Genomic DNA, 24,634 nt, shown 5'->3' with positions numbered 1-24,634 from the left:
CCGTTAACAGCACCGATGCTCCGGCGCCGTAACAATCCGGGGCCGTTCCCGACTGCCCTGCTGAGAACAGTTGCGGGGAGGGCGAATGGACTTCTGGGCCACGATCAGGGTGCTGGTACGGCGCTGGTACGTCGCCGTCCCGGTGTTCCTCGTCGCGCTGGGCCTGGCCGGTGGGGTGTACGCCTCCGTCGACACGCAGTACGAATCCACCGGCACGATCGTGCTGACCTCCCCGGCCGCGGGGGCCAGGGCGGGTGCCGGCCCGTCCCCGGAGAAGATCAACCCGCTGCTGGCGTTCGACGGCAGCCTCACCACCAGCGCCGAGATCCTCATCCAGTCGCTGCAGGACCCGGCGACGGTGAAGCAGTTCGAGCACGTGGACGGCGTCAAGACCACCTACGAGGTGGGCAACGGGCAGCTGTCCGGCCCGTTCGTCGTGGTGGTGGCCGACGCCGCGGCCCCGCAGGCCGCGGAGAAGACGGTCGCGGCGGTGCTCGACCTCGCGCGCAAGCAGCTGGCCGACCGGCAACAGGCGCTGCAGGCCCCGCAGTCCACCTACATCAGCGCGGACCAGGTGATCAACCCGACGCCCGCCGAGGCGAAGATCGGCGGCAAGGTCCGCTACGCCGCCGTCGCGCTCGCGCTCGGGCTCGTCGCGGGCCTCACCGCCGCCTACGGCTTCGAAAGCTTCCAGCAGCACCGGAAGCGCAAGCCGCGCAAGGAAAAGCCCAGGGAAAGGCCGCAGGAACAGGAGCAGGAGCCGTCCTGGCCCGAGGAGGGTGACGAAGACCTCAGCGAGGAGCTGACGAAGCTGATCGCCCCCGTTTCCGGCACCGCCGAGCCGCGCCGGCGGCGTGACCGGCACTGAACCCGTGACCACGACGACCGGGCCGCGCCGCCGGGCCGACGGGGCGACGCTCGCGTGCTGGTACGTGGCGGTGGCGCTGATCGTGCCCGCCCGGCTCGTGATCTCCGGGATCTCGATGTCCATCACCCCGGCCACGGTGTTCGGGCTCGGGCTGGGGCTGCTGTGGTTCTGCGGCCAGCTGACGACGACGCTCGGCACCGCGAAGGGGCGCAACGCGGCCCGCACGGTCCTGTTCGTCTTCATCGTCACCCAGCTGGCCACCTACGGCTACGCCACCCGCAACTACCTGCCGCCGGACGAACTCGACTCGGCCGACCGGACGCTCGTCACGATCCTCGCCGTTGTCGTCGCCGGGCTGGCGATCTGCGACGGGGTGCGCACGCTCGCCAGGATCGAGCTGGTGCTCAAGTGCATCGTCGTGACCACCACGGTGGTCGCGGTGATCGGCATCCTGCAGTTCCTCGCCGACTTCGACCTCACGCGCTACCTCGTGCTGCCCGGGCTGCACCCCGTGACGGCGGACGGGTTCATCCTGGAGCGCGCCGCGTTCCGCCGTCCCGCCGCGACCACCGGGCACCCCATCGAGTTCGGTGTGGTGTGCGCGGTCGCGATGCCGCTCGCCGCGCACTACGCGTTCACGGCGCGCGACCGCGGGGAGCGGGCGGCGCGGCGGTGGTGGCTGTGCCTCGCGATCGTCGCGGTCGGCGCGATGGTGTCGCTGTCCCGCTCGGCGATGCTGGGCCTCGCACTCGCCGCGCTGGTGCTGCTGATCGGCTGGCCCGGCCGCCGCCGCATCCAGGCCGTGCTGGTGGGCGCCGCGTTCATGGTGCTCATGCGGTTCCTCATCCCTGGGCTGCTCGGCACCCTGTACGGCTTGTTCGCCGACATCGGCAACGACACCAGCATCTCGGGCCGCACCCAGGACTACGCGACCACGAGCGTCGTGATCGCCCAGCACCCGTGGCTCGGCCGGGGGCTGGGCACGTACCTGCCCAGCAAGTACGGCCCGCTGGACAACCAGTACCTCGGCACGCTCGTGCAGAACGGGTTCATCGGCCTGTTCGCGCTGATCGCGTTGTTCGTCGTCGGCGCGTACGCCGCCTTGCGCGCCCGCAGCCTGAGCCGCAACGTCCACGTCCGCGACCTCGCGCTGACGCTCGTCGCGTCGTTGTCCGTGCTCGCGCTCGGCGCGGCGACGTTCGACCTGCTGGCGTTCTCCATGGCGACCACGCTCGCGTTCGTGCTCGTCGGCCTGAGCGGGGCGCTGTTGCGCGCCGTGCGGGCCGAGCACGCGGCGAACGGGATCGACCCGCCGACGATCCGCGCCGCGCTGAGCGGCCTGCTGCGAACCCGGAGCGTGAAGTCATGACGAGCCTCACCGCGCGGCCACCCGTGCTCGTCCGCTCGTACGCCTGGCTGGACGCGCACGCCCGGCAGGTCGCGCTCGCCGCCGTCGCGCTGTCGCTGCTGCTCGCCGGCGGCTACGCGCTCGTGCTCGGCGACACCCTGCGCTACCTCGACGAACGGGTGTACGTGCAGCTGGCCGGTTCGCTCGCCTCCGGTGCCGGGTACAGCGCCGACGGCGTGCAGGCCACCGCCTACCGCCCGCCCGGGTACCCGTTCCTGCTGACCCCGGTGCACGGGCTGACCGGCGGCGACGTGCTGGCCATGCGGTTCGTCGGCGTGCTCGCGCTGGCGGGCTGCGTGTGGTTCGGCTACCGGGTGGGGCGCCGCGTGTTCGCCGCGCCCGCCGGTGCGCTGGCCGCGGTCGTGCTCGCGTGTTACCCGCTGCTGACCTACACCGCGACCGCGCTCTACCCGCAGGTGCCGGGGTTGTTCCTGCTCCTGGTGACGATCGACTGCGGGATGAGCGCGGTGGAGACGCGGGGCGGGCGACGGGTGGCCGACGTCGTGATCGCGGGGCTGGCCGGTGGGCTGCTCGTGCTCACGGTGCCGAACTTCGCGCTCTCGGTCGTGCTGGTGCCGGTGTGGATGGCGTGGAAGCGGCGCGGGGCGTGGGGTGCGGCCGCGGCGGTGCTGGCGCTCGCGGTCGCCGTGCCCGGGGCGTGGTGCGTGCGGAACGCCTTGGCGCTACACGCTTTTGTACCGGTGTCCACCAACGACGGGATCAACCTCCTGCTGGGCAACAGCGAGCACACCACCGCGGGCAGTGGGACCGAAGTGGACATTTCGCGCTACGAGCAGCACGCGAAGGACCACCACCTCGACGAGGTCGGCATCAACCGCTACTTCAGCGACAGCGCGGTCGACTGGATCACGGAGCACCCGGGGGACGCCGCGGTGCTGTACGGCGAAAAGCTGGCGAACACGTTCTCGTTCTCCAGCGACATGGCCACCTCGGGGCAGGGCGGCCGGACCGCGGACCTGGTGCTGGCGCTGACCTACTACCCGGTGCTGCTGCTGGCCGTGTTGCGCGTCGGTCTGGCCCGGCGGTGGCCGCTGTCGCGGACGGAGACCCTGCTGGCCGTCCTGGTCGTGCTGAACTTCCTGCTGCAGGCCGTTTTCTTCACGCGCCTGCGGTTCCGGGTCCCGCTCGACGGGCTGACCGTGCTGCTCGCCGCGTCCGTGGTGGTCCGTTTCGCGAGGGGGAGCCGTGGCGCATAGGGCGGTCCAGGAGACCCGCGGTCCCGTCCGGAAGGCGCTGAGCTTCAGCGCGCTCAACACCGTGCTGGCCAAGCTGGGCTCGTTCCTCACCGGGGTCGTGCTCGCGCGGCTGCTGGTGCCGGAGGACTTCGGGGTGTTCGCGGTCGCGCTCGTCGTGCTGACCGCGGTGCTGTCGATGAACGAACTCGGGGTGAGCCTGGCGCTCGTGCGGTGGCCGGGCGACCCGCGGCGGATCGCCCCGACAGTGACCACGATCTCGATCGGTTCGAGCGTGCTGCTGTACGCCGTGTGCTGGTTCGGCGCGCCGGCGTTCGCGGAGGCGCTCGGTGCCCCGGCCGCGACCGGGCTGGTGCGGCTGCTGTGCGTCACGGTGCTGATCGACGGCGTGACGGCGGCACCGGCCCAGCTGGTCAACCGCGAGTTCCGGCAGGGCGTGCGGCTGCTGTCGGACGTGGCGAACCTCGTGGTGACGACCGGGGTGACGGTGTCGCTCGCGGCGACCGGGCACGGCGCGTGGAGCCTCGGCTGGGGGCAGCTCGCCGGGAACGTGCTGTCCGCGCTGGTGTTGTGCCGGCTCGCGTCGATGTGGCCGCGGCCGGGGTTCGACCGGCGGCAGGCCGCCGAGCTGCTGCGGTTCGGGCTGCCGCTGGCCGGGGCGAGCGCGCTGGTGTTCGCGATGCTGAACGTGGACTACGTCGTGACGGGGCGGGTGCTGGGTGCGGTGGCGCTCGGGTTGTACCTGCAGGCGTTCAACCTCGCGAGCTGGCCGGTGAACGTGTTCTCCGCGATCGTGCGGCGGGTGTCGCTGGCGGCGTTCGCCAGGGTGCAGGACGATCCGGTGCGCCGGCAGGAGACGCTGGCCAGGATGACGACGCTGCTCGCGGTGCCGACCCTGTTCGTGTGCCTCGTGCTGGGGCTGCTCGCGTTGCCGCTGATCACCACGGTGTACGGCGGCGCCTGGGCGGCGGCGGCCGCGGCGCTGCAGTTCCTGGCGGTGCTCGGGGCGGTCCGCGTGTTCTGCGAGCTGTGTTACGACTTCCTCGTCGCGCTGGGCCTGTCCCGGCTGACGCTGTGGTTGCAGGGGTTGTGGCTGGTGGCGCTCGTGGTGGCGTTGCCCGTCGGCGCCGTCACCGGGGACATCCGGGGGGTGGCCGTGGCACACGCCGCGGTGGCGGTGTTCGTGGTGTTGCCGGCGTACCTGTTCGCGCTGGTGCGCACCGGGGTTTCGTTGCGGGCGCTGGGTTCGGCGCTCGCGAAGCCCGCGGCGGGCGCGGTCGTGGCGGCGATGGTCGTGGTGGGGCTGCGCCTGGCGTTGCCGCCGTCCCCGCTGTTGCTGGTGCTCGCGGGGGTGTTGGGGGCGCTGGCGTATCTGCCCTTCGTGTGGCCACTGCGGGCGGAGTTCCGCAGGCTGGGGTGAAGGCGGCCTAGCGGGCATCGGCTTGACACGTGGTCAGCGGGCGCCTTCGCGCGAGGGAAGGTGCGTTCGTCCCGCTAGGGAATTTGCCGTTTGGCGCCCGTGCCCGTGCATCACCGGGCTCTGGCCGGTTGTTCCCGGTACCTCGTGGAACATGCAGCGTCACGAGCGAGGCGGTCATGGAGCTCGCTCTGAATCCGATCACCGAGGGGTCAGAACGAGTCCAGCATTCTCGGGGTTGTGTTCGTGACCAGTGCGTCGAGTACGGAGGCGTCGCCTGTGCAGAGGCCGGTGCGGCGCAGGGTTGTGGTGGGGACGGCTCCGGAGTACCACGGGCCGAGGGCTCTGGCGTGCAGGCGTACGTCGGGGCGGGACACAGTGGACAGTACCGCTGCGGGCGGAGTTCCTTCGGCTGGGGTGAGGGGTCAGAACGAGTCGAGCATCCTGGGGGTTGTGCTGGTGATCAGTGCGTCGAGTACGGAGGCGTCGCCGGTGCAGAGGCCGGTGCGGCGCAGGGTTGTGGTGGGGACGGCGCCGGAGTACCACGGGCCGAGGGCTCTGGCGTGCAGGCGTACGTCGGGGCGGTCGTCGGACTGGACACAGTGGACAGTGCCGTCGCGGACGACCAGCCGGTATGTGCCTGCGTGCCAAGGGGCGTGCTCGTCGACGATCTCGACGCACGTGTGGGTGCCTTCGGCCAGGAAGCGGGCGGCGGGCCAGCCTCGGGCGGCCACGGCGGCGGGGAAGTCGACCACCCGCAGGTACCAGGGCTCGACCGTGCGCACTCCGGCATCGGGCAGCAGCATGCTCACGACGTCGGGCTCGGGCAGTCGGAGCCGCACCTTGTCCACGAGCCCGGCCCACGACCCGAGCGCCCGCAGCAGGGTCGCGGCCGCCTCCTGGTCGAGCGCGACGAAGTCATGCACGTCGAGCTCGCCGTCACGGCGGTCGAGAGCCACGTACCCACGCAGCTTGCCTTCGCTGTCGACCACAGCGCTGCCCAGATCCGGATCTCCGCTGGGGGTGTGTCCGGCCAGCATGCCGTCGAGATCGCAAGCCAGCTCGAGGTAACACGCACGCAATTCGTCCAAAGTGGACGAGGTGAGCGGCCGCAGCGTGTACTTACCGCCGGGGACGCCTCGAAACGCCGTCATCCCCAGCTCGACGCGCTCGACCACACCGGACCGTTCCCAGCCCCGGCCGCGGTACAACGCGGGCACGCTCGTGAACAAGGCGGACAACGGCTGCCCGTCGGCACGCATCGCCTCCAACGCCGCCGCGACGAGACCGCCCGCGACGCCCTGGCCCCTGGCGTGGGGATCGACGGCGACGCTGGCCAGCCCGCCCATCGGGACCACCCGGCCGCCGAAGAACTGCCCCATCCGCCGGATCCGCAGGAACCCGCACGGCTCACCGCCGGACTCCGCCACGAAACCGCGGAAGGTGGCCGGGTCGCCCGGCCAGGAGGGACCCGGCGTGGCGGGACCGCCGAACGCGCGGCGCCGGATGCGCCAGACGGCGTCGAAGTCGCCGGGTGCCAGGTCCCGGATGATCACGGCAACCGCCGCAGCCCGCGCTCCGCTGTGGCGAAGGCCGTCCCGCACTCACCGCACTTGAGCGGCTCGTCCAGCCGGTGCCCGCACACGCACACCCAGCCCTTGACCTCGGCGGGGTTCCCGGCGACGAACGCGTGCGCCGGCACATCCCTGGTCACGACGGCTCCGGCGGCCGCGAAGGCGTACTCGCCGATCTCCGTGCCACAGACCACCACGACACCCGCGCCGAGGGATGCACCGCGACGGACGGTTGTCGGCATCAGCTCCTCCGGCCCCTTGCGGAGGTGCGCCCGCGGCCGCAGATCGTTGGTGAACAACACGTTCGGCCCGAGGAAGACCTCGTCCTCACACGTGACACCGGCGAACACCAGCGTCCCGTTCTTCACCGTCACCCGGTCGCCCAGCACCGCGCCGTCCTCGACGAACGCGCAGTCGCAGATGTTGCAGTCCCGGCCGATCCGCGCGCCCGGCAGGACGTGGGCGAAGGCCCACACCCGCGTGCCCGGCCCGACGTGCTCGCTCTCGCACAACCCCTGCGGGTGCACGCGCACCCCGTTGCCCACCACGGTCATCGCAGTGCCTCTGCGAGCGTCCCGACCACGCGTTCCTGCTGCTCCGGGGTGATCTCGGCGTACAACGGCAGTGACAGCAGCTCGCCCCCGACCTTCTCGGCCACAGGGAAGTCGCCCTCCGCGTAGCCGAGCCACGCGAAGGCCTCCGTGCGGTGCACGGGCGTCGGGTAGTGCACGCCGGCGCCGATGCCGTGGTCCCGCAGGTGCGCCAGCACGCGGTCCCGGTCCGGCACCCGCACGACGTAGAGGTGCCACACCGGCTCGTTGCCCGGCAGCACCACGGGTGTCGTGACCTGCGGCAGCCCGGCGAGCAGGTCGTCGTACCGCGCCGCCGCCGCGCGACGGGCCTCGTTCCAGCCCTCCAGCCGCTTGAGCTTCGCCGACAACACCACGGCTTGCAGCGTGTCGAGGCGGCTGTTGAAGCCGACGATCTCGTGCTCGTACTTCCGCGGTGAGCCGTGAGCGCTGAGCAGCCGGACCTGTTCGGCCAGCTCGGCGTCGCCGGTCAGCACGGCTCCGCCGTCGCCGTACGCGCCGAGGTTCTTGCCCGGGTAGAAGCTCGTGCCCGCGAGGTCGCCGAGCGTCCCGGCGCCCGCGCCGTGCCGCCGCGCGCCCTGTGCCTGCGCCGCGTCCTCGACGACCACCGCACCGATGGCCCGCGCCAGCGGCAGGATCCGCTCGACGGGCGCGGGCTGGCCGTAGAGGTGCACCGGGAGGATCGCCGCGGTCCGGTCGGTCAGCACCCCGGAGATCGCGTCGACGTCGAGCAGCCCGGTGTCCTCGTCACAGTCCACGAGCACCGGCCGTGCGCCCGCCCTGACCACGGCCTCCGCCGTGGCGATGAACGTGTTGGCCGGCAGGACGCATTCATCGCCCGCACCCACCCCGGCGGCCCGCAACGCGAGTTCGAGCGCATCGGTGCCGTTGCCGACCCCGATGCAGTGCTTCGCGCCCACGTACGCGGCGAACTCGGCTTCGAAGGCGCTCACCGCGGGCCCGCCGACGAAGGCGGTCGTGGCCAGCACCTCCGCCCAGCCCGCCGCGACCTCGTCGGCCACCTGTCTGTGCTGGACGGCGAGGTCCACCAAGGGAATCGGGGTCATCTGCGCTCCTGGGGGATCAGGACCGGGGTGGCGTTGGCGTCGTCGGTGCTGACCGCGCCCCGGATCCGCTGGTACCTGCGGGCGAACTTGTAGGCGAGCAGGCCCGCGGCGCTGCGGGCGGCGTCCCGGGCGAGCCGGGCACGGGGAACGGGCTCGGCGACGGCCCGTTCGTACTCCTGCACGAGCACCTGCGCGGCGTGGCGCAGGCTGAACCGGGTCTCGACGAGCTGCCGGGCGAACGCACCCAGCTCGGCGCGGCGGACCGGCGCGTCGATGAGCGGCTTGAGTGCGTCCCGCAACGCGGCGGGCCCGCTGCCCCGGGAGCCGGGCCCCTGCCCGTACCAGCCGCCGCGGAGGAAGACCGGCGCGGTCTCCGGCGTCAGCAGCTCGCTGAAGCCGCGTTCGCCGGAGACGATGAGGGGTTTGCCGAACGCCATCCCGCGCAACGCCGAGCCACCCATGCCGATCAGCACGTCGGCGGCGGCGTAGGCGGGCCGCGGATCGGCGATCTCGCCGGTGAGCACGACGACGCGTTCCCCCGCGCGCTCGTTCGCGCGGGCGGCGCGCCGCTCCACGTCGGCCCTGCTGCGCCCGTCGCCGACGATGACCAGCTGGACCTTGTGCCCGGCCATGGCGAGTTCACCGACCGCGTCGCACGCGGCGAGCAGGCCCTCCAGCTTCAGCTCCGGCACGAGCCGGCACACCATCGCGACCAGCGGCACGTCCGGGGCGAGGCCGTGCTCCGCGCGGAACGCGCTGCCGTCCACGCCGGGGTGGTCGGTCTCGGTGTCCACGGGCGGTTCCAGCAGCCCGACGTGTTCGTGGCCCGCTTCGAGCGCCGCGGCGCGGATCGCCTCCGTGCCGACCAGGAGGGGCACGGTGCGGGGGAAGAACGGCACGACGGACATCGACAGCACGGTGCCCACGACCGCGCTGCGGCCACGGGTCGCGGCGAGCGCTTCGAGGACGGGCGGCCACTCGTAGCCGTGCACGACGTCGACGCCCCGCTGACCGACCAAAGTGGACAGCGTGCGGGCTACGGCCGCCGAGGGCCGCCGCCGGTCCGCGGGAATGCCGACGTGCGGCAGGTCGTGGCGCGCGACGAACTCCAGCAGCGGGCCCGGTTCGCTCACCACGGTCACGTCGTGCCCGAGGTCGCGGACGGCCGCGGCCAGCTGCAGTGCGTTGAGCTGGGAACCGCCGATCTCCATCGCGTGCGGGTAGACGAGGACCCTCATACGGCCACCTCCTCCTCGACGGGCAGGACGAACGCGAGGTCGTCCGGGGCCGCGGCCGGTGCGGTGAGCACCTCGCCGACCTTGAGCCCGGCGGTCTGCAGCGCGACGATCGGGTCCACGCCGACCGCGGACGGCAGCAGGCCCATGTGCCCCGGCGGCGGCGCGACCTCCGGCCAGACGGGCAGGCCCACGGCCGCGCAGTCCTCACGCCGCACGTCGCCCCAGAACTGCACGATGGTCGTCTCCGGGTGCTCACGGGCGAGTTCCCGCAGCGCGGCGACGTCGAGCACGGGACCGGATCGGGGCGTGAGCGCCACGAGTACCGCGTCGAGCCTGCCGGACGGTGTGTCGAGCAGTTCCGCCCCGAGCGCGGTGAGGTCACGCTCGATCTCGGCGCGGAACACGTTGTCACACAACAGGAGGATGCGCGTCCCGCGGACGGGGAACCCGGCGTCGAGCAACTGCCGGATGACCATCACCCCGGAGTAGTCGAACACGCCGACCGCGGGGTGGTGCTCGTTCGGCCCGGCCACCGCGACCCCCGCGGCACGGCACGCCAGGAGGTCCACCTCGCCGGGACGCAGTTCCCACGGCTCGTACATCAGGCTGACCGCCGCGCCCGGCCGCAGCGCCGCGACGACGGAGGCGTCGATCGGCCGCAGGTGCCCGCTGTTGGTCACGAGGTCCGCGCCGCGGAACAGCTCGGCATCCTTGTGGCGGAAGAACTTCAGCCGGTCGGCGGCACCGGCCCGGAGGGCGAGTGCGAGCACCGCCGACTCGGCCTCCGCCGCGGTGCCGTACCGGCTGTCCCGGCTCAGCGCCCGCACTTCGGCCGCGCCCGCCATCGCGGCGAGCACGGGCGTCACGGCGTACGCACCGGTCGCGGCCTCGGTGACGACCACGCGGCCACGCAGGTCGAGCCGCATCCGGGCGATCGCGTCCTCGCACAGGGCGAGCAGGCGTGCGCTCACGGGACCGGGGTGGCGGCGACCGCGCGGGCCAGCAGCCCCACGATGCGCTCCTGGTCGGCGGCGGTGAGTTCGTGGTGCAGCGGCAGGATCAGCGAGCGGGTGGACAGCTTCTCGGTGACCGGCAGCGGCGGGTGCGGATGCCCGGCGTAGGCCGGTTCGAGGTGCGCGGCCATGATCCCGCGCCGGGCGGAGATCCCTTCCGCGGCGAGCAGGGTCAGCAGGTCGTTGCGCGCCACGGGGACGTCGTTGTCCAGCAGCACCCAGAACGCCTGGTAGTTCGTGGTGCCGTGCACGGGGTCGCGCACCGCACGCAGGCCGGGCACACCGTCGAGCAGTTCGTGGTAGCGCGCGGCGAGTTCCCGCCGCTGGGCCACGATCCCGTCGAGCCGGGTCAGCTGGACCAGCCCCACGGCCGCCTGGATGTCGGTCATCCGGTAGTTGAAGCCCGTTTCGAGGTACTGCTCGACGACCGCGGTGCCCGCCGCGTGCCGGTCGGCGGCCGACACGCTCATCCCGTGCTCGCGCAACCGGCGCAGGCGGGCCGCGAGGTCCCCGTCGTCGGTCGTGATCATGCCGCCTTCGCCGGTGGTCAGCAGCTTGCGGGGGTGGAACGACCACGCCGCCAGCAGCGCGCCCGCACCCACCGGACGGCCGCCGAGCGTCGATCCGGCCGCGCACGCCGCGTCTTCGAGGACCGGGATCTCGCCGCACGCTTCGCGCAGCGACGCGATGTCCGCGGGCATCCCGCCCTGGTGCACCGCCAGCACCGCCTTGGTGCGCGAGGACAGCACCGGTGCCACCGTCTCTGCGGTGAGGTTCCCGGTCACCTCGTCCACGTCCGCGAAGACCGGCGTCGCGCCGCAGTAGCGCACCGCGTTCGCGGTGGCGATGAAGCTGAACGACGGCACCACGACCTCGTCGCCGGGGCCGGTGCCGAGTGCGTGCAGCGCCAGGTGGAGTGCGGTGGTGCACGAGGACACCGCCACCCCGTGCCCGGCGCCGACGCGCTCGGCGAAGGCCCGCTCGAACGCGGCGACGCGGGGGCCCTGCGCCACCCAGCCGGAGCGCACCGCCTCGGCGGCCGCTTCGGCCTCTTCGTCGCCCAGCACGGGGCGCATGACAGGGATCACCGTTCTCCCTCCGCAGGCATCATCGTCTGCTGAGTCGCGGCGGAGGGCCGTTGTGTTGCAGCGGAACGGAATCCCGGATCCCGAGAATTCCGGCGAGCTCGTCGGCCCGGGCGGCCCACGAGTGCCTCCGCGCCACCTCTCGTCGCGCCCCGCCCTTTTCGCCTGCGGCTTGCCGTGCCAACGCCGCGAACTCCTCAGGACCAGTCGCGAGGCGGACCTCGGTGGTCTCCTCCCGCAGCCGCCTGCTCGCCGGCAGGTCGGTGCTCACCACGGGCAGTCCCGCCGCCAGGTACTCCAACGTCTTGAGGGGGAACGACGCGCGGTTGAACGGGGTGTCGGCGTACGGCGTAAGGCCCACGTCGAAACGGGCCAGCCACGGCCGCAGCTCCTCGAACGGCAGCGCGCCCACGTGGTGCACGTTTTGCTTGCGCAGCAAGGCGTCCACGCGGTCCGGCTGCCAGGCGGGATCCCGGGGACCGACGAGCACCAGGCCCATTCCGGTCGCCGCCACCGCTTCCAGCAGCGCGAGGTCGATGCGGTCCGACAGCTGACCGCTCAGGCCCGCCACGGGCGTGGGAAATCCCGCGGGCAGTTCGGCGGGTGCCCCCAGTTCCGCGTAGGCGTCCGGATCGCAGCCGTTGGGGAACTCGTGCGCCTCCACACCCGACTTCCGCCACCGGTCTGCCAGTTCCGGGCCCACCGCCAGCACGACATCCGCGTGCCGCAACGCCTTCCGCTCGTCGCGGGCCACACGCCGGGCGTCGAGGCGCATCAGCTCCGCCCCGGCGACCCAGTCGTCTGTGCCGTACAACACCTGCCGGACGCCCGCGCCCCAATGCCCGAGCACGTCAGCGACCGAGCACGAGATGACCGCGTGCGGCCGTCTTCCCAGCCGCCGCAACGCCCACCGCATCTGCGCGCGGGCCAGCGGCCACGTGACCTCACGGACGCCGGGACGGGACAGCCCCGGTGGTGCCAACGGGGTCAGGCGGGTGATGCCTTCGGCCGCGTCGGTCAACGTCGGCCGCCAATGCCGTCCCGTCGCCGCCACCCCGCGGTACCGGGGCGCGGTGACGGGGGAAACCGGCGGGTCGACCCACAGCACGTCGGCGTGCCGGACCAGTGCCTGCGCGAGCTGGCGTTCCGAGCCCCGCACGCCGTCCCAGCTGACCCCGGAGGCGACGACGAGCAGCCGCCGCCCCCGGGCACCCCGTCCCGCCGTCACGGGTTCGGCTGGAACACGACGTCGACCCAGTAGTTCCCGCCCCGGTAGGTCGCGGTCGGGAAGCCCGGCCCGGCGTTGAACACGCCGTTGGGGGCGTCCGAACCCGTCGGGGCCGCGGTCAGCGGCACGCTCGTCGCTCCGGTCTGCTCGAAGTAGTACGGGTTGGCCGAGTAGTGCCCGTTGGGTGCCGTGTAGGACGCCACGTACAACGTCCCGGCCTGTATCGGCACCGGTGTGCTGAACACCAGCGTCTGCCAGCCGCTCGCCGTCTCGTTCGCGAACGTGCCGGTGGCCAGCAGCTGCCCGCCGGCCGTCCACAGTGAACCCGTGTGCGTGCCGGTGTTGCCCGCGCCCTTGTAGAACTTCACGCCGGTGATCGAGCCCGCGACCGAGGAGCTGAAGCGCACGCCCAGTTCCAGCGACGTCGCCTCGTCCGCCGACAGCACCAGCGGCACCGTCGCCGAGCTGAACAGCGAGCACGGGCAGGTCTGCACCGTCGACACCGTGAAGTTCCACGTCACCGCCGTCGGCATCGGGTTGCCGTTCACGTCCGCCGCCCGCATGCTCGCGAGGTAGGTCGTGCCCGCCGCGAGCCTCGCCGCCGGGGTCCACGTGACCGTCTTCTGGTCGCTGGACAGCGACAGCGTGCCCGTCAGGTTCGCCCCGCCGGGATCGGTGAGCGAGAACTGCACGCTCGTCGGGTCGATGGGCTCGCTGAACGTCGTGCTCACCGTGCCCGCGAGCGGCGTGTTCGTCGCGTTCGCCGCCGGGGTCGTGGCGGTGATCGTCGGCGGGGTGGTGTCGCCGTTCAGGCCGTTCTGGTAGATGACGTCCACCCAGTAGTTGCTGGACCGGTAGGTCGAGGTCGGGAACCCGGCCCCCACCTTGTAGACGCCGTTGCCACCGTCGAAGCCGTCCGGCAGCGCTTCGATCGCCCCGTACGAGGCCGGGTCGACGAAGTAGCCGTTGTCGCCCGCCGGATGGCCGTTGGGGGCGTAGTAGGAGACCACGTACGTCGTGTTGGCCTGCACCGTGATGGGCGAGCTGAACAGCAGCGTCTGCCACCCGGTCGTCGACTCACCGCTGAAGGTGCCCGTCGCGAGCCGCTGCCCGTCGGCCGACCACAGCGAACCGGTGTGCGTCCCGGTGTTGCCGGGGCCCTTGTAGAACCGCACGCCGAGGACCTGGCCCCGGCCGCTGAACCGCACCTTCGTGCCCAGCTCGACCGCGGTCGGGTCGGAGTCCGTCACGTTGGTGGGGTGGGTGAAGTCGTCCCACAACGTGCACGGGCAGTTGGCCGGGCGTGGTGATCCGGTCTTGAAGGTCCAGGTGACCACGTCCGCCTGGTTGCCCGCCGCGTCCGCCGCTCTGGCCGTGGCCGTGTAGGTGGTGGCTGGGTCCAGCGGCGCGGACGGGGTGAAGGTGACCTTCGTGCCCGAGACCGAGACGGTGCCGGCTTCGGCTCCGCCCGACGACGTCAGGGTGAACTGCACCGAGCCGGGCGCGATGTTCTCGTCGTACGTCACCGTCGGCGCCGCCGTCAGCGCGACGGAGCTTTCGCCGTTGCCCGGCGCGGTGGACTGCAACAGCGGGGCACGCGTGTCGGGCCCGGGATCCGGTCCCCACACCACGTCCACCCAGTAGTTCGTGTCCTGGAAGCTCTGCGCCGGGAAGCCCGCGCCGCCGGAGTGGAACACGCCGTTGGCGTTGCCGGGCTGGCTCGCCGGGGCGACGAGCGGATCCAGCTTCGCCGACTTGCCGGTGAAGTAGTAGTTGTCCGCGGCCTCGTGGCCGACGGGGGCGTAGTACGACGCGATGTACGTCGTGCCCGCGGTGACCGGCACCGACGTCGGCAACGTCAGTGTCTGCCAGCCGCTGGCCGTCTCGTTGACGAACGTGCCGGTCGCGAGCCGCTGCCCGTCCGCCGTCCACAGCGAGCCGGTGTGCGTACCGGTGTTGCCCGCGCCCTTGTAGAACTTGATCCCGCGCACGTAGCCGTCGGAGGAGGCCTGGAACTTCACGCCCAGCTCCACCGGGCCCGGATCGTTCGTCGTGGTGGTCGGCGGCACGGTCGTCGGGGTCCAGATGCTGCACGGGCACGTGCGGGCCGAGACGGTGACGGTCGCGGACACCGGCGCCGAAAGGTTGGCCGAGTCATCCACCGCCCGGACGCGGACCGTCGGCGTGCCCGCGGTGTCGGGCGTGTAGGTGTAGCTCCAGTTCGTGGTGCCCGCCGTCCAGTCGGCTGGGTGCCACGTGGTGCCGTCCACGGACACCTCGACGCCCGCGACCTTGCCCGCGAGGTCGGTGGCGGTGCCCGACACGGTGTAGCTCGTGCCCACGGTGGTCGGCGGAGCGCCGGTGATCGCGACGACCGGGGGCTGCGTGTCGGTGCTCGCCGTCGCCGCGAAGAGCCCGGACTGCAGGGTCGCCGGCTGCGCGCCCATGTCGGCGAGCAGGTTCACGGTCGCCTGCTTGATCCGCACGTCCGAGGTCGGTGTCTCCGTCTGGAAGGCGTGGTTGTCGTCGAGCCCCCACGCCCACTGCACCGTGCCGGCGCCGAACACGAGGGCGCCGCTGGTCTGGTCGCGGTAGTAGGTCAGCGCGTGCGTCTTCGTGCCGGTGCCGTAGACGGAACCGTTGTTCTTCAGCACGTAGTTGCCGTCGGTGATGTTGACCGTCGTGCGCGACAGCTGCGCGACACCCGGCGGCTGGAACCCGTTGTCCTCCACGGTGTCCCACTCGTAACCGAGCGTGCCGGGCTGGAACGTGTAGGTGTTGCCCGTCGGCAGGCTCGCCAGCGGGGTGTTGCGCCACAGCCGCATCTTGCCGTACGCGGCGGGCACGGACATCGCGTCACTGCGGTAGCCGTTGACCGTGAAGATGTGGCCCAGCAGGGAGTTCTCCGGCCGGCCGCCGTCGGATGGCGGGCTGAACCGGGCGTCCCGCCAGGTCCCCGTCCACGTCGTGGTCGGGTCGATGTGTGCGTCCGCGAGGGTCTCCTTGTAGCAGACGACGGTGCGCATCGCGGTGTTCGAGCCGTCGATGCTCGGTTCCCAGCGGGTCTTCCAGAACACCTCGTTGCCGGTGAAGAACGCCATGTTCACCCCGGCGGCCTTCGCGGACTCGACGTTGTCCCGCTGCTCGTTCGACCAGTACTCGTCGTGCCCGACCGTCATGAAGATCTTGTGGTTCTTGATCAGCTGACCGCGCCTGGCGGTGTCCACATTGGTCGTGTAGCTGAGGTCGTAGCCGTTGGCCTCCAGGAACCGCAGCATCGGGTACTCGGCGTTGAAGATGAAGTTCTCGTCGCCCTCCCCGTAGAGCGGGCGGTTGTAGCTCACCTTGTAGGCCGCGCCCTGCGCGCCCGGGCCGGTGCCGGTGTAGAAGCTGTTCCCGGTGTCCCCGTTGGGGCCGCCGTAGGTGTTGTACGCCTGCCAGGTCTCGTCCGAGGTCTGGTACAGGATCTTCGAGGTGCTCGTGTCGTCGCGGATGACGAAGGCGGCCTCGTTCTCACCGCCGGTGTCCAGCCGGTGGAACACGGCGTAGTACAGGCCGGAGACCGCGGTCGGGGGCACGTTCCAGGTGGCCGACACGGCCCAGTTGCCGCAGTCGTAGAGGCCGGTGGAGTCGGTCTTGCAGGCGGGCTGGTTGTGCGGGGTGGCGGGGATCGAGTCGACCTGGCGGGCGCCGACGCCGCCGTAGTAGCCGAGCCGGAAGATGTCGACGCGGAAGTTGCTGGCGTTCGTCTTCACCTTGAACTGCACGGTGCCGCCGGGGGCGGAGCTGATGTCGGCGGTGAAGCCGGCGATCGAGTCGTCCAGCGATTCGACCATCCAGTTGGGCGTGCCCGCGAGGGTGTTCTCGCACGCGACCTTGTTCAGCACGGGCGCGTCGCACGGTGCCGCGTGCGCCACCGGTGCGGTGGTGAGCGGGACCAGCACGACACCACCGAAAAGCGCGAGCAGCGCGGCGAGTGCGCGTGACCGCCGCGTTCTTCGTCCGGAATTTCCTCGCATGCCCGCGCCTTCCGTTTCTGCCCCACGGCTTCGCCACACCAGCTGTCGCTCGCGGAGTCGAGACGTCACCCCAGCTCGTTACACCTTTCGGTGGAACGGTTCGAAACGTCACCTTCGGTGGCGAAAAGCGTTGCCGTCAAACGGTTGTGCGGGCTCGGCGGGTTATTCCGAACCGCTCGCGTTCTCCGTTTTCCGCAGGGCCTGCTCGTCCAGTACCTCCACGCGCAGGGGCAGTGACGCCTTGTCGACGCACTCGCCGGTGCGGGCGTCCCAGATCCAGTGGTGCCGCGGGCATTCGATCCGGCCACCGGAGATCTCGGCGAACGTCAGGTCCTCCCCGGCGTGCGGGCAGAACCGCTGCAGGCGCAGGCCGTCCCGTTCGATCGTCTCGGTGTTCTGCCGCTCACGCAGCATCTGCATGGTCTGCGCGGGGTGGTTGCCGTAGCGCAGCAGGCCCATGAAGGTCAGGTCGAACACGTCGGGCTCGCGGTGCAGGCCGATGCGCATCGACAGCAGCGCCTCCTCCCACCCCGTCCGACCGTCCACAATGGCCCGCAGCACCCGCGGCGAGACCAGGAGCGTGTACTCCGGGTCATAGGGTTCCTCGCCCTCGATCACGAAGTGCTCGGCCAGCCGGCCCAGCCGCACGTCCCAGTCGGCGGTGCCCGCGACGAGCCGGATGTCCTTGCTGAAGTCGCCGAGGAAACGCTTGTTCCACGTCTGCAGCGTGTGGAAGTACTGCTCGATCTCGCGGAGCGAGACCTCGGGCTCGGGTCCCGCGTGGAACTCCGCCCACTCGTCCCGCCTGCGTTCGCGGTAGGCGTCGAGGTCTTCCTCCAGCGGACCCCCGGCGTGCACCGCGATGCCGTTGCCTACGTCGAGGTAATCGCCGGGCCCCAGCCGCACCACGTCGGTCTCCGGGCACGCCTGCGCGAACCCTTCGGCGACCTGCTCCCACACCGGGAAGATCGTCGCGTCGCGGTCGTTGTACTGCGTCAGTTCGGGGTCGAGGAAGCACGCCGGCCCCGCCGAGGGCAGGTACGCCTTCGCCCCGGTCAGCTTCACCTTGCGGTACAAGGTGTCCATCAGGTCCGCGCGCACGCCCGCGACCTTCTCGGCCATCACGGCGGGCGGGTAGTCGTAGCAGTTGGGGTACCACATCGCGCCCGAGAACTGCGCCGCCAGGAGGTCGATGTCGCCGGGCAGCTCCGACATCGGGGTGTTGCAGTCGTTGAGGTCGAGGAAGCGGAAGCCGTCGAGGTCGAGCAGCAGGCCGCTGTCCTCCTTGTGGCTGGTGTCGAGCAGCATGGTCGCGGTGAGCCCGGGCCCCAGCTCCAGCGACTCCCGGTGCGCCAGCGCGGTCACGTTCTCGAAGCCGAGGTCGCGGAAGTGCCGCACCATCACCTTCGACCGGTACTTCGCCACGATCACCTTGGTCGAGCGGTCCAGCTTGCGCAGCAGCTCCTCGTCGTAGTGGTCCTCGTGCGCGTGCGAGACGTAGAGGTAGTCGAACTCGCCCGAGACCACGTCGTCGAGCAGGAAGCGGTTGTCGGGGTAGGGGAACCAGGAGCCGAGGAACGCGGGGAAGAACCAGGGATCCATCAGGATCCGGGTGCCGCGGTGCTCCACGACGAACCCGGCGTGCCCGAGGTACCGGATCGTGCTCATGCGTTGCGCCACCACTCAACAAGCCCCCGCAGGCCGTCCGGCAGCTTGATCTGCGGTCGCCAGCCCAGGTCCTCGGCCGCCGCGGAGATGTCGGCCAGCCGCCGCGTGACGCCGTTGGTCCCGCGTTCCGGACCGTGCTCGGGTTCGAGGTCGGAGCCCATCGCGGTGAGCAGGCCCAGCGCCAGCTCACGCAGGCTCGTCTCGGTACCGCTGGCGATGTTGTAGACCTTGTCCGTCACGGGCGCCTTCGCCGCGAGCAGGTTGGCCCTGGCGATGTCGTGCACGTGGACGAAGTCCATGGTCTGGGCGCCGTCGCCGAAGATCAGCGGGGGCACGCCGCGGCTGATCCGCTCCATCCAGCGGATCAGCACCTCGGTGTACAGCCCGTGCACGTCCATGCGGGGGCCGTAGACGTTGAAGTACCGCAGCGCCACGTAGTCCAGTCCGTACATGGCGTGGAAGCTGCGCAGCATGCCCTCGTTGAACGCCTTCGCCGCGCCGTAGAACGTGTCGTTGTTGTACGGGTGGTGGCGTTCCGTGGTCGGGAAGGTCTCCGCGAGGCCGTACACCGAGGCCGACGAGGACGCGACGACCTTCTTGACCGACGCGGCCTCCGCGGCTTCGAGGATCGTGAACGTGCCGTCGACGAGGGATTCCAGCGCGAGACGCGGCTGCTCGGCGCACTGCGTGATGCGCAGCGCCGCCAGGTGGAACACGACGTCGATGCCGCTCATCAGCTCCGCGACGAGCTCCCGGTCGTTGATGTCGCCGACGACGAGCGTGGCCTTGTCCCCGGCCGCCGCGAGGTTCTCCCGGCGTCCCCTGGCGAGGTTGTCCAGCACGATGATCTCGGCCGCCCCGGCCTCGACGAGCTGGTCCACGACGGCGGAACCGATGGTGCCGGCGCCGCCGGTGACCAGGAACCGCTGTCCGGTGAGTGGTTGCGCGCTCATGCGGCCCTGTTCGACGCGGCGAGCCGCGGCAGTGCTGTCTGCCGGCATGGTGCTCGATGATTCGCTCGCAAGCTCGCTCATGCTGCGATCTCCTGCCGTACCGCCACGAAGGCGCCGTTTTCGGTCAGACTGCGGGACGCCGCTTCGAGCAGCGCGAGGACGCGGAGGCCGGACCGGCCGTCGGTGAGCGGGGCGCGCCGCTGCGTGATGGACTCGGCGAACTCGGCCATCACGGCCCGCAGCGCCTCCTGCTCGCGCAGCGCGGGCGCGACCATGTCGCCGATCCGGTAGGACACGATCGCCTGTTCCCGCTGGTGGTCCACGCCCCGGTCGTAGACGGACAGCCGCTGGCTCGGGTTGAGGTCGTCCCACACCACTGTCTTCGCCGACCCGCCGACGACCATCGTGCGGATCTTGGTGGGGGACAGCCAGTTCACGTGCACGTGGGCGAGGACGCCGCCGGTCAGCTCGATGCTCAGGTGCGCCACGCACGCCCGGCCCGCGCCGATCGGGTCGGACCCGTGCGCGGCCACCGCGACCGGTTCGAGCCCGGCCGGCAGGATCGCGTCGAACACCGACAGGTCGTGCGGCGCGAGGTCCCACAGCACGTCGACGTCACGCTGCACCAGGCCGAGGTTGATGCGCACCGAGTCCAGGTACTGCACGTCGCCCAGCTCGCCACCGCGCACGATCCGGCGCAGTTCGCGCACGGCAGGCGTGTAGCAGTAGGTGTGGTCCAGCATCAGCACGAGCCCGCGCTGCTCGGCCGTTTCGACCAGTTGCCTGCCCTCGGCGAGGTTCGCCGCGAGCGGCTTTTCGACGAGCACGTGCTTGCCCGCCTCGAGCGCGGCCGTCGCGACCTTCAGGTGGGTGGCGGCAGGCGTGGCGATGGCCACGGCCTGCACCGCCGGGTCTTCGAGCACCTCGTCGAGTGACGCGGTCGCCCGGACCGTCGAGTAGTCGCCGAGCACCTGGCGCGCCCTGGCGACATCGAGGTCACACAGGTACTCCAGTCGCAGTTCCGGTGTCGCCTGCGCGTTGCGGACCAGGTTGGGGCCCCAGTACCCCGCCCCGATCACGGCAAGACCGATGCGTCTCAAAGCACTCCCCGTTCCCGCGAGCCGGATTCCAGACATGCGTCCATGCGGTCGCGGGAACGGGAGGTGCCGTTACAGCCCGGTTTTCGGCCGGGAATTAACACACGGTGTGCAGCGGTTTCCCGCTACAGCTTCGCGGCCTCGGGAATGATCTCGTTCGCGAAGATCTCGAACGGTTTCGTGTCGGGGACCGTCGGGCAGGAACCGATCACGGCGTCGACGCCCAGCGCGGACAGGCGCCGCAGCTCGGTGAGGAACTCCTCCGACTTCTCGCCCTTCGAGCCGATGTCCAGCCGGTGGTACACGGTCTTCGTGATCTCGTCGTAGTTCCGGCCCTCGGCCTCGCAGTGCCCGCGCAGCACGTCGAGTTTCCGCTCCAGCTCCGGGCTGTTGAAGATGTTGCACGCGTCGCCGTATTTCGCGACGAACCGCAGCGTTTTCTTCTCCCCGGAACCGCCGATCATGATGGGCGGGCGCGGTTTGGTCAACGGGGCCGGCACGTTCATCATGCGCTCGGCGGAAATGTAGTCGCCTTCAAACGGGCCGTCGTCGTCGGAGAAGAGCTGGTGCAGATAACGCAGCGCTTCTTCGAGCATGTCGAAACGTTCCTTTGTGGACGGGAACGGGAAACCGAGCCCGCGTGACTCCTCCTCGTTCCAGCCCGCGCCGATGCCGAGCATCGCGCGCCCGCCGGAGAGCACGTCGAGCGTGGTCACGGCCTTGCCGAGCACGCCGGGCAGGCGGTAGATCACGCCCGTGATCACCGTGAGCAGCTTCACGCGCTCGGTGTGCGCGGCGAGGTAACCGAGCGTCGTGTACGCCTCCAGCATGTCGTTCTCGACCGGGCCGACGGCGGGGATCTGGAAGAAGTGGTCCATCACCGCCAGGTATTCGAACCCGGCCTCGTCCGCGGCACGCGCCACGCCGGCGAGTTCGGCGCCGAGCTTCGCGGGCCCGTTGGGCCAGGTGAAATCAGGGATCTGCAGTCCGAGCTTCATGGGAAATCGACCTCCGCAACCGACGCTATACCCGGAGTCGCTCCAGGATCAGAATTCGCGGACGAGGAGCAGCTGATCGTGCAGTGGATCGGTGACCAGCACCGTGCCGGTGCGCTGGTCGACGGCGACCCCGCCGGGGTTCACGCCGAGCGGGAGCGTGCCGGTGACCGACCCCGTCGTCCCGTCGATCCGCACGAGGCCGTCCGGGCCGCCGTTGGCGTAGACGGTGTGGCTCGCCTGGTGCACCGCGACCGACGAGGCCTCGCTGGGCAGGAGGATCGTCGTGCGCTCGGCGCGCGTCGCGCCGTCGACCACCGACAGGTGGTGGATCGCGGAGTTGGCCACGTACAGGGTGTTGCTCGCTTCGTGCAGCGCCAAACCCGCCGGCGCCCGCCCGACCGGGATGGTGGACACGAACTCGCCCGAGGTGAGGTCGAGCACCTCCACGGAATCCGTGTGCGCGCTGGCGAAGTACGCCAGCTGACGCGCCTCGTCCACGCGTACGCCGCCGAAGCCCTGCCCCGGCCCGCCGAGCTGTTCGGCCACGACGCACGCGACGGTGTCGACGACGGCGACGCCCGCACCGAGTCCGCTGCCGACGTACGCCCGGTTGCCCGCGCTGTCCACGTCCACCACGGCGGCTCCCGGCCCGCACGGCACGACGCTGCGCAGGGTCCCGTCGGCGTCCAGGACGGTGAGGGTGCCGGCCGTCCGCGCCGCGACGTACACGCGGCCGGACGTCTCGTCCACCGCGAGGTCGGTCGGCTCTCCGCCCACCGCGACGGAACGGGCTCCGGCGAGGCAGACGGTCCCGTCCCCGCTGCCGACGTACACGGATCCCGTGGCGGAATTCACAGCCACCGCACCGGGTTCCCGGCCGACGCGGACAGCGGTGACCCGCGGCGCGGCCCCCGCGGGAGCGACGGTCAGCGCCCCCAGGCCCGCTATCAAGGTGAAAAGTGTGCGTCTACCGAACATCCCCACCTCCCCGGTGAAACATTAACGCCGAGAGGTGTGACATAGGTGCGAGAACACCGTTCCGGTGGAACTTTCCCGGCTCATCCGAGCGTTTTCCTGATGTCCGGGAAGGAGGTGCGGGTGCACAGGCATCACAACGGGTTGAAGACGGCGCTGCTGCTCGGCCTGCTGAGTGCCCTCATCGTCGCGATCAGTTCGATCTTCGGGCGGGGGGCGCTGTTCATCGGGCTGCTGCTCGCGCTCGGCATGAACGCCTACGCCTACTTCAACTCGGACAAGCTCGCCCTGCGGGCCATGCGCGCCCGGCCGGTTTCGGAGGCGGAGCAGCCCGCGATGTACCGGATCGTGCGGGAGTTGGCGACGTCCGCGCGGCAGCCGATGCCGAGCCTGTACGTCAGCCCGACGGTCGCGCCGAACGCGTTCGCCACGGGCCGCAACCCGCGCCACGCGGCGGTGTGCTGCACGACGGGGATCCTGGAACTGCTCACCCAGCGTGAGCTGCGGGCGGTGCTCGGTCACGAACTGTCGCACGTGTACAACCGCGACATCCTCATCTCATGCGTCGCCGGTGCGCTCGCGAGCATGATCAGCGTGCTGGCCAACCTGGCGATGTTCATGGGCGCTTTCGGCGGTGACGACCGCGAGGAGGGCAACCCGCTGGTGTCGCTGCTGCTGGTCCTGGTCGGCCCGATCGCGGCGGCGGTGATCCGGCTCGCGGTGAGCCGCTCGCGGGAGTACCAGGCGGACGCGTCCGGGGCGCGGCTGACCGGTGACCCGCTGGCGCTGGCGTCGGCGCTGCGGAAGCTGGAGTACGGCACGCGGCAGGCGCCGCTCGTGCCGGAACCGCAGCTGGTCTCGCAGTCGCACCTGATGATCGCGAACCCGTTCCGCCCCGGGGAGTCGTTCTCGCGCCTGTTCTCCACGCACCCCCCGATCGAGGACCGCATCGCCCGCCTGGAGGAGATGGCGCGCCGGGGCTTGTGAGGGCTGGCGGCGGTCGTGTCCGCCGCTCGCTCGCGCACGCACCGGCTGTGCCGTGCGGCTGGCGCGCCAGCCAGCCGGTCGCCGCGCCCGCGCGAGTCGGTCGCGCGGCCCGAGCCGGTCGCCGCGCTGCTCCAGCCAGCCGCTCGCCGCGCGCTAGCCAACCGGTCGCGCGGCCTGCACCAGCCGCTCGCCGCGCCCGCCCCAGCCGGTCGCGCGGCCCGAGCCGGTCGCCGGAGCCAGGCCTACCCCTGCGCCCCCGCGGCGCGGGCCACGGCGGTCACGTAGTCCCCGTACCCGGACTTCGACAGCTTCAGCCCCAGCGCCAGGCACTGGTCCGCGTCGATGTAGCCCATGCGCAGCGCCACCTCTTCGAGGCACGCGATCCGCACGCCCGTCCGGTGTTCCAGCACCTGCACGAACTGCCCGGCCTCCAGCAGCGAGTCGTGCGTTCCGGTGTCCAGCCACGCGAAGCCACGGCCGAGGTCGACCAGCTTCGCCTTGCCCTGCCGCAGGTAGGTGAGGTTGACGTCGGTGATCTCCAGCTCGCCGCGCGCCGACGGTTTGAGCTGCCGCGAAATCTCCACCACCTGGTTGTCGTAGAAGTAAAGGCCCGTGATGGCCTGGTTCGACTTCGGCCGCGCGGGCTTCTCCTCGATCGACACCAGCTGCCCGGTCTCGTCGGTCTCGCCGACGCCGTAGCGCTGCGGGTCCTTCACCGGGTAGCCGAACAGCACGCACCCGTCGAGCGCCGCGACCTCCTGCTGCATCCGGCCCGCGAAGCCCTGGCCGTAGAAGATGTTGTCCCCGAGCACGAGCGCCACCGAATCGTCGCCGATGAAGTCCGCGCCGATGACGAACGCCTCGGCGAGACCGTTGGGCGCGGGCTGCTCGGCGTAGCTCAGCTGCAGCCCGAACTGGTCGCCCGAACCGAGCAGGCGCCGGAAGTTCGGCAGGTCGGTGGGGGTCGAGATGATCAGGATCTCCCGGATCCCGGCGAGCATGAGCACCGAGATCGGGTAGTAGATCATCGGCTTGTCGTAGACCGGCAGCAGCTGCTTCGACACGGCCTGGGTGATCGGGTGCAGGCGGGTGCCGCTGCCGCCCGCCAGCACGATGCCCTTCATCCCTGGCTCCCCTCGTCGCTTCCGGAACAGTCGGGGCCCACCCTAGTGGCGTTACCACGGGCCACCGTGCCACGCAGCCGGAATAGGGGTGGAGGGAGCGACGTTCGCCTG

The 24,634-nt window shown here is 71.2% G+C and carries 20 protein-coding genes; 5 read left to right on the top strand and 15 right to left on the bottom strand.

The annotated features are described in order from the left end of the window. The first annotated feature begins 85 nt into the window (after window positions 1-85). Genes BMZ92_RS08280 through BMZ92_RS08265 form a run of 4 tightly spaced genes read left to right on the top strand, consistent with a single transcriptional unit; the run spans window position 86 to window position 4,910 of the window. Entirely contained in the window at window positions 86-868 is a 783-nt protein-coding gene (locus BMZ92_RS08280) for a hypothetical protein (protein ID WP_091505131.1), read from the top strand. Window positions 869-872: 4 nt separating this feature from the next. Continuing rightward, window positions 873-2,237, top strand: coding sequence for an O-antigen ligase family protein (locus BMZ92_RS08275; protein ID WP_245782960.1), 1,365 nt, complete (start codon window positions 873-875; stop codon window positions 2,235-2,237). Further along, on the top strand, window positions 2,234-3,493 hold the full coding sequence (locus BMZ92_RS08270) for a glycosyltransferase family 39 protein (RefSeq protein ID WP_091505129.1): 1,260 nt from the start codon (window positions 2,234-2,236) through the stop codon (window positions 3,491-3,493). Before BMZ92_RS08275 ends, BMZ92_RS08270 begins: the two co-directional genes overlap by 4 nt. Continuing rightward, window positions 3,483-4,910 (top strand): oligosaccharide flippase family protein, encoded by a 1,428-nt coding sequence (locus BMZ92_RS08265; protein WP_091505128.1) that lies wholly within the window; start codon window positions 3,483-3,485, stop codon window positions 4,908-4,910. Before BMZ92_RS08270 ends, BMZ92_RS08265 begins: the two co-directional genes overlap by 11 nt. 209 nt (window positions 4,911-5,119) lie before the next feature. On the opposite strand, the gene BMZ92_RS38940 is transcribed toward BMZ92_RS08265, so the two are convergent. The 14 genes from BMZ92_RS38940 to BMZ92_RS08200 all read right to left on the bottom strand — a co-directional run bounded on the left by BMZ92_RS38940 (window position 5,120) and on the right by BMZ92_RS08200 (window position 22,388). After that, on the bottom strand, window positions 5,120-5,284 hold the full coding sequence (locus tag BMZ92_RS38940; RefSeq protein WP_342743475.1) for a sterol carrier protein domain-containing protein: 165 nt from the start codon (window positions 5,282-5,284) through the stop codon (window positions 5,120-5,122). A 48-nt stretch (window positions 5,285-5,332) separates the two neighbouring features. Further along, window positions 5,333-6,463 (bottom strand): GNAT family N-acetyltransferase, encoded by a 1,131-nt coding sequence (locus BMZ92_RS08260; RefSeq protein ID WP_177228586.1) that lies wholly within the window; start codon window positions 6,461-6,463, stop codon window positions 5,333-5,335. Next, entirely contained in the window at window positions 6,460-7,035 is a 576-nt protein-coding gene (locus BMZ92_RS08255; protein ID WP_091505126.1) for an acyltransferase, read from the bottom strand. The genes BMZ92_RS08260 and BMZ92_RS08255 overlap by 4 nt, the downstream gene beginning before the upstream one ends. Next, on the bottom strand, window positions 7,032-8,138 hold the full coding sequence (locus BMZ92_RS08250; protein ID WP_091505125.1) for a DegT/DnrJ/EryC1/StrS family aminotransferase: 1,107 nt from the start codon (window positions 8,136-8,138) through the stop codon (window positions 7,032-7,034). Before BMZ92_RS08250 ends, BMZ92_RS08255 begins: the two co-directional genes overlap by 4 nt. Next, the gene (locus BMZ92_RS08245) at window positions 8,135-9,376 is read right to left on the bottom strand and encodes a glycosyltransferase family 4 protein (protein WP_091505124.1); all 1,242 of its coding nucleotides are present in this window, start codon (window positions 9,374-9,376) and stop codon (window positions 8,135-8,137) included. Before BMZ92_RS08245 ends, BMZ92_RS08250 begins: the two co-directional genes overlap by 4 nt. Then, complete coding sequence (locus tag BMZ92_RS08240) at window positions 9,373-10,347, bottom strand: hypothetical protein (protein WP_177228585.1); 975 nt, start codon at window positions 10,345-10,347, stop codon at window positions 9,373-9,375. Before BMZ92_RS08240 ends, BMZ92_RS08245 begins: the two co-directional genes overlap by 4 nt. Next, window positions 10,344-11,477, bottom strand: coding sequence for a DegT/DnrJ/EryC1/StrS family aminotransferase (locus BMZ92_RS08235; RefSeq protein WP_245782959.1), 1,134 nt, complete (start codon window positions 11,475-11,477; stop codon window positions 10,344-10,346). Before BMZ92_RS08235 ends, BMZ92_RS08240 begins: the two co-directional genes overlap by 4 nt. 19 nt (window positions 11,478-11,496) lie before the next feature. Next, window positions 11,497-12,702 carry a glycosyltransferase gene (locus BMZ92_RS08230; RefSeq protein WP_091505122.1) on the bottom strand — a complete coding sequence of 402 codons (1,206 nt, stop codon included), beginning with the start codon at window positions 12,700-12,702 and terminating at the stop codon, window positions 11,497-11,499. Then, window positions 12,699-16,721, bottom strand: coding sequence for a DUF4082 domain-containing protein (locus tag BMZ92_RS08225; protein WP_091505121.1), 4,023 nt, complete (start codon window positions 16,719-16,721; stop codon window positions 12,699-12,701). Before BMZ92_RS08225 ends, BMZ92_RS08230 begins: the two co-directional genes overlap by 4 nt. Window positions 16,722-16,883: 162 nt before the next feature. Continuing rightward, the gene (locus BMZ92_RS08220; protein WP_091505120.1) at window positions 16,884-18,389 is read right to left on the bottom strand and encodes an MBL fold metallo-hydrolase; all 1,506 of its coding nucleotides are present in this window, start codon (window positions 18,387-18,389) and stop codon (window positions 16,884-16,886) included. Then, entirely contained in the window at window positions 18,386-19,342 is a 957-nt protein-coding gene (locus BMZ92_RS08215) for an SDR family NAD(P)-dependent oxidoreductase (protein WP_091505119.1), read from the bottom strand. The genes BMZ92_RS08220 and BMZ92_RS08215 overlap by 4 nt, the downstream gene beginning before the upstream one ends. 77 nt (window positions 19,343-19,419) lie before the next feature. Next, window positions 19,420-20,442, bottom strand: a complete 1,023-nt coding sequence (locus tag BMZ92_RS08210) for a Gfo/Idh/MocA family protein (RefSeq protein WP_245782958.1) — start codon at window positions 20,440-20,442, stop codon at window positions 19,420-19,422. A gap of 122 nt (window positions 20,443-20,564) precedes the next feature. After that, window positions 20,565-21,437 (bottom strand): LLM class F420-dependent oxidoreductase, encoded by an 873-nt coding sequence (locus BMZ92_RS08205; protein ID WP_091505117.1) that lies wholly within the window; start codon window positions 21,435-21,437, stop codon window positions 20,565-20,567. Window positions 21,438-21,485: 48 nt separating this feature from the next. Next, window positions 21,486-22,388 carry a YncE family protein gene (locus BMZ92_RS08200; protein WP_245782957.1) on the bottom strand — a complete coding sequence of 301 codons (903 nt, stop codon included), beginning with the start codon at window positions 22,386-22,388 and terminating at the stop codon, window positions 21,486-21,488. 147 nt (window positions 22,389-22,535) lie between these two features. On the opposite strand from BMZ92_RS08200, the gene htpX reads away from it, so the two are divergent. Next, window positions 22,536-23,399 carry a zinc metalloprotease HtpX gene (htpX, locus tag BMZ92_RS08195; protein WP_091505219.1) on the top strand — a complete coding sequence of 288 codons (864 nt, stop codon included), beginning with the start codon at window positions 22,536-22,538 and terminating at the stop codon, window positions 23,397-23,399. A 242-nt stretch (window positions 23,400-23,641) separates the two neighbouring features. On the opposite strand, the gene rfbA is transcribed toward htpX, so the two are convergent. Next, window positions 23,642-24,523: a glucose-1-phosphate thymidylyltransferase RfbA gene (gene rfbA, locus BMZ92_RS08190; RefSeq protein WP_091505115.1), complete on the bottom strand. Its 882-nt coding sequence runs from the start codon at window positions 24,521-24,523 to the stop codon at window positions 23,642-23,644. Window positions 24,524-24,634 lie beyond the last annotated feature (111 nt).

The sequence above is a fragment of the Amycolatopsis sacchari genome (assembly GCF_900114035.1).
Lineage (GTDB): Bacteria > Actinomycetota > Actinomycetes > Mycobacteriales > Pseudonocardiaceae > Amycolatopsis_E > Amycolatopsis_E sacchari.
Note: the sequence above shows the minus strand (reverse complement) of the source record. Positions and strands in the feature narration are given on the sequence as shown.

What these genes read in the sequence shown, in the direction of transcription:
- BMZ92_RS08225 (WP_091505121.1), bottom strand. Translation starts at nt 16,721, where the DNA reads ATGCGAGGAAATTCCGGACGAAGAACGCGGCGGTCACGCGCACTCGCC.
- BMZ92_RS08205 (WP_091505117.1), bottom strand. Translation starts at nt 21,437, where the DNA reads ATGAAGCTCGGACTGCAGATCCCTGATTTCACCTGGCCCAACGGGCCC.
- BMZ92_RS08270 (WP_091505129.1), top strand. Translation starts at nt 2,234, where the DNA reads ATGACGAGCCTCACCGCGCGGCCACCCGTGCTCGTCCGCTCGTACGCC.
- BMZ92_RS08245 (WP_091505124.1), bottom strand. Translation starts at nt 9,376, where the DNA reads ATGAGGGTCCTCGTCTACCCGCACGCGATGGAGATCGGCGGTTCCCAG.
- BMZ92_RS08280 (WP_091505131.1), top strand. Translation starts at nt 86, where the DNA reads ATGGACTTCTGGGCCACGATCAGGGTGCTGGTACGGCGCTGGTACGTC.
- BMZ92_RS08215 (WP_091505119.1), bottom strand. Translation starts at nt 19,342, where the DNA reads ATGAGCGCGCAACCACTCACCGGACAGCGGTTCCTGGTCACCGGCGGC.
- BMZ92_RS08250 (WP_091505125.1), bottom strand. Translation starts at nt 8,138, where the DNA reads ATGACCCCGATTCCCTTGGTGGACCTCGCCGTCCAGCACAGACAGGTG.
- BMZ92_RS08255 (WP_091505126.1), bottom strand. Translation starts at nt 7,035, where the DNA reads ATGACCGTGGTGGGCAACGGGGTGCGCGTGCACCCGCAGGGGTTGTGC.
- BMZ92_RS08220 (WP_091505120.1), bottom strand. Translation starts at nt 18,389, where the DNA reads ATGAGCACGATCCGGTACCTCGGGCACGCCGGGTTCGTCGTGGAGCAC.
- rfbA (WP_091505115.1), bottom strand. Translation starts at nt 24,523, where the DNA reads ATGAAGGGCATCGTGCTGGCGGGCGGCAGCGGCACCCGCCTGCACCCG.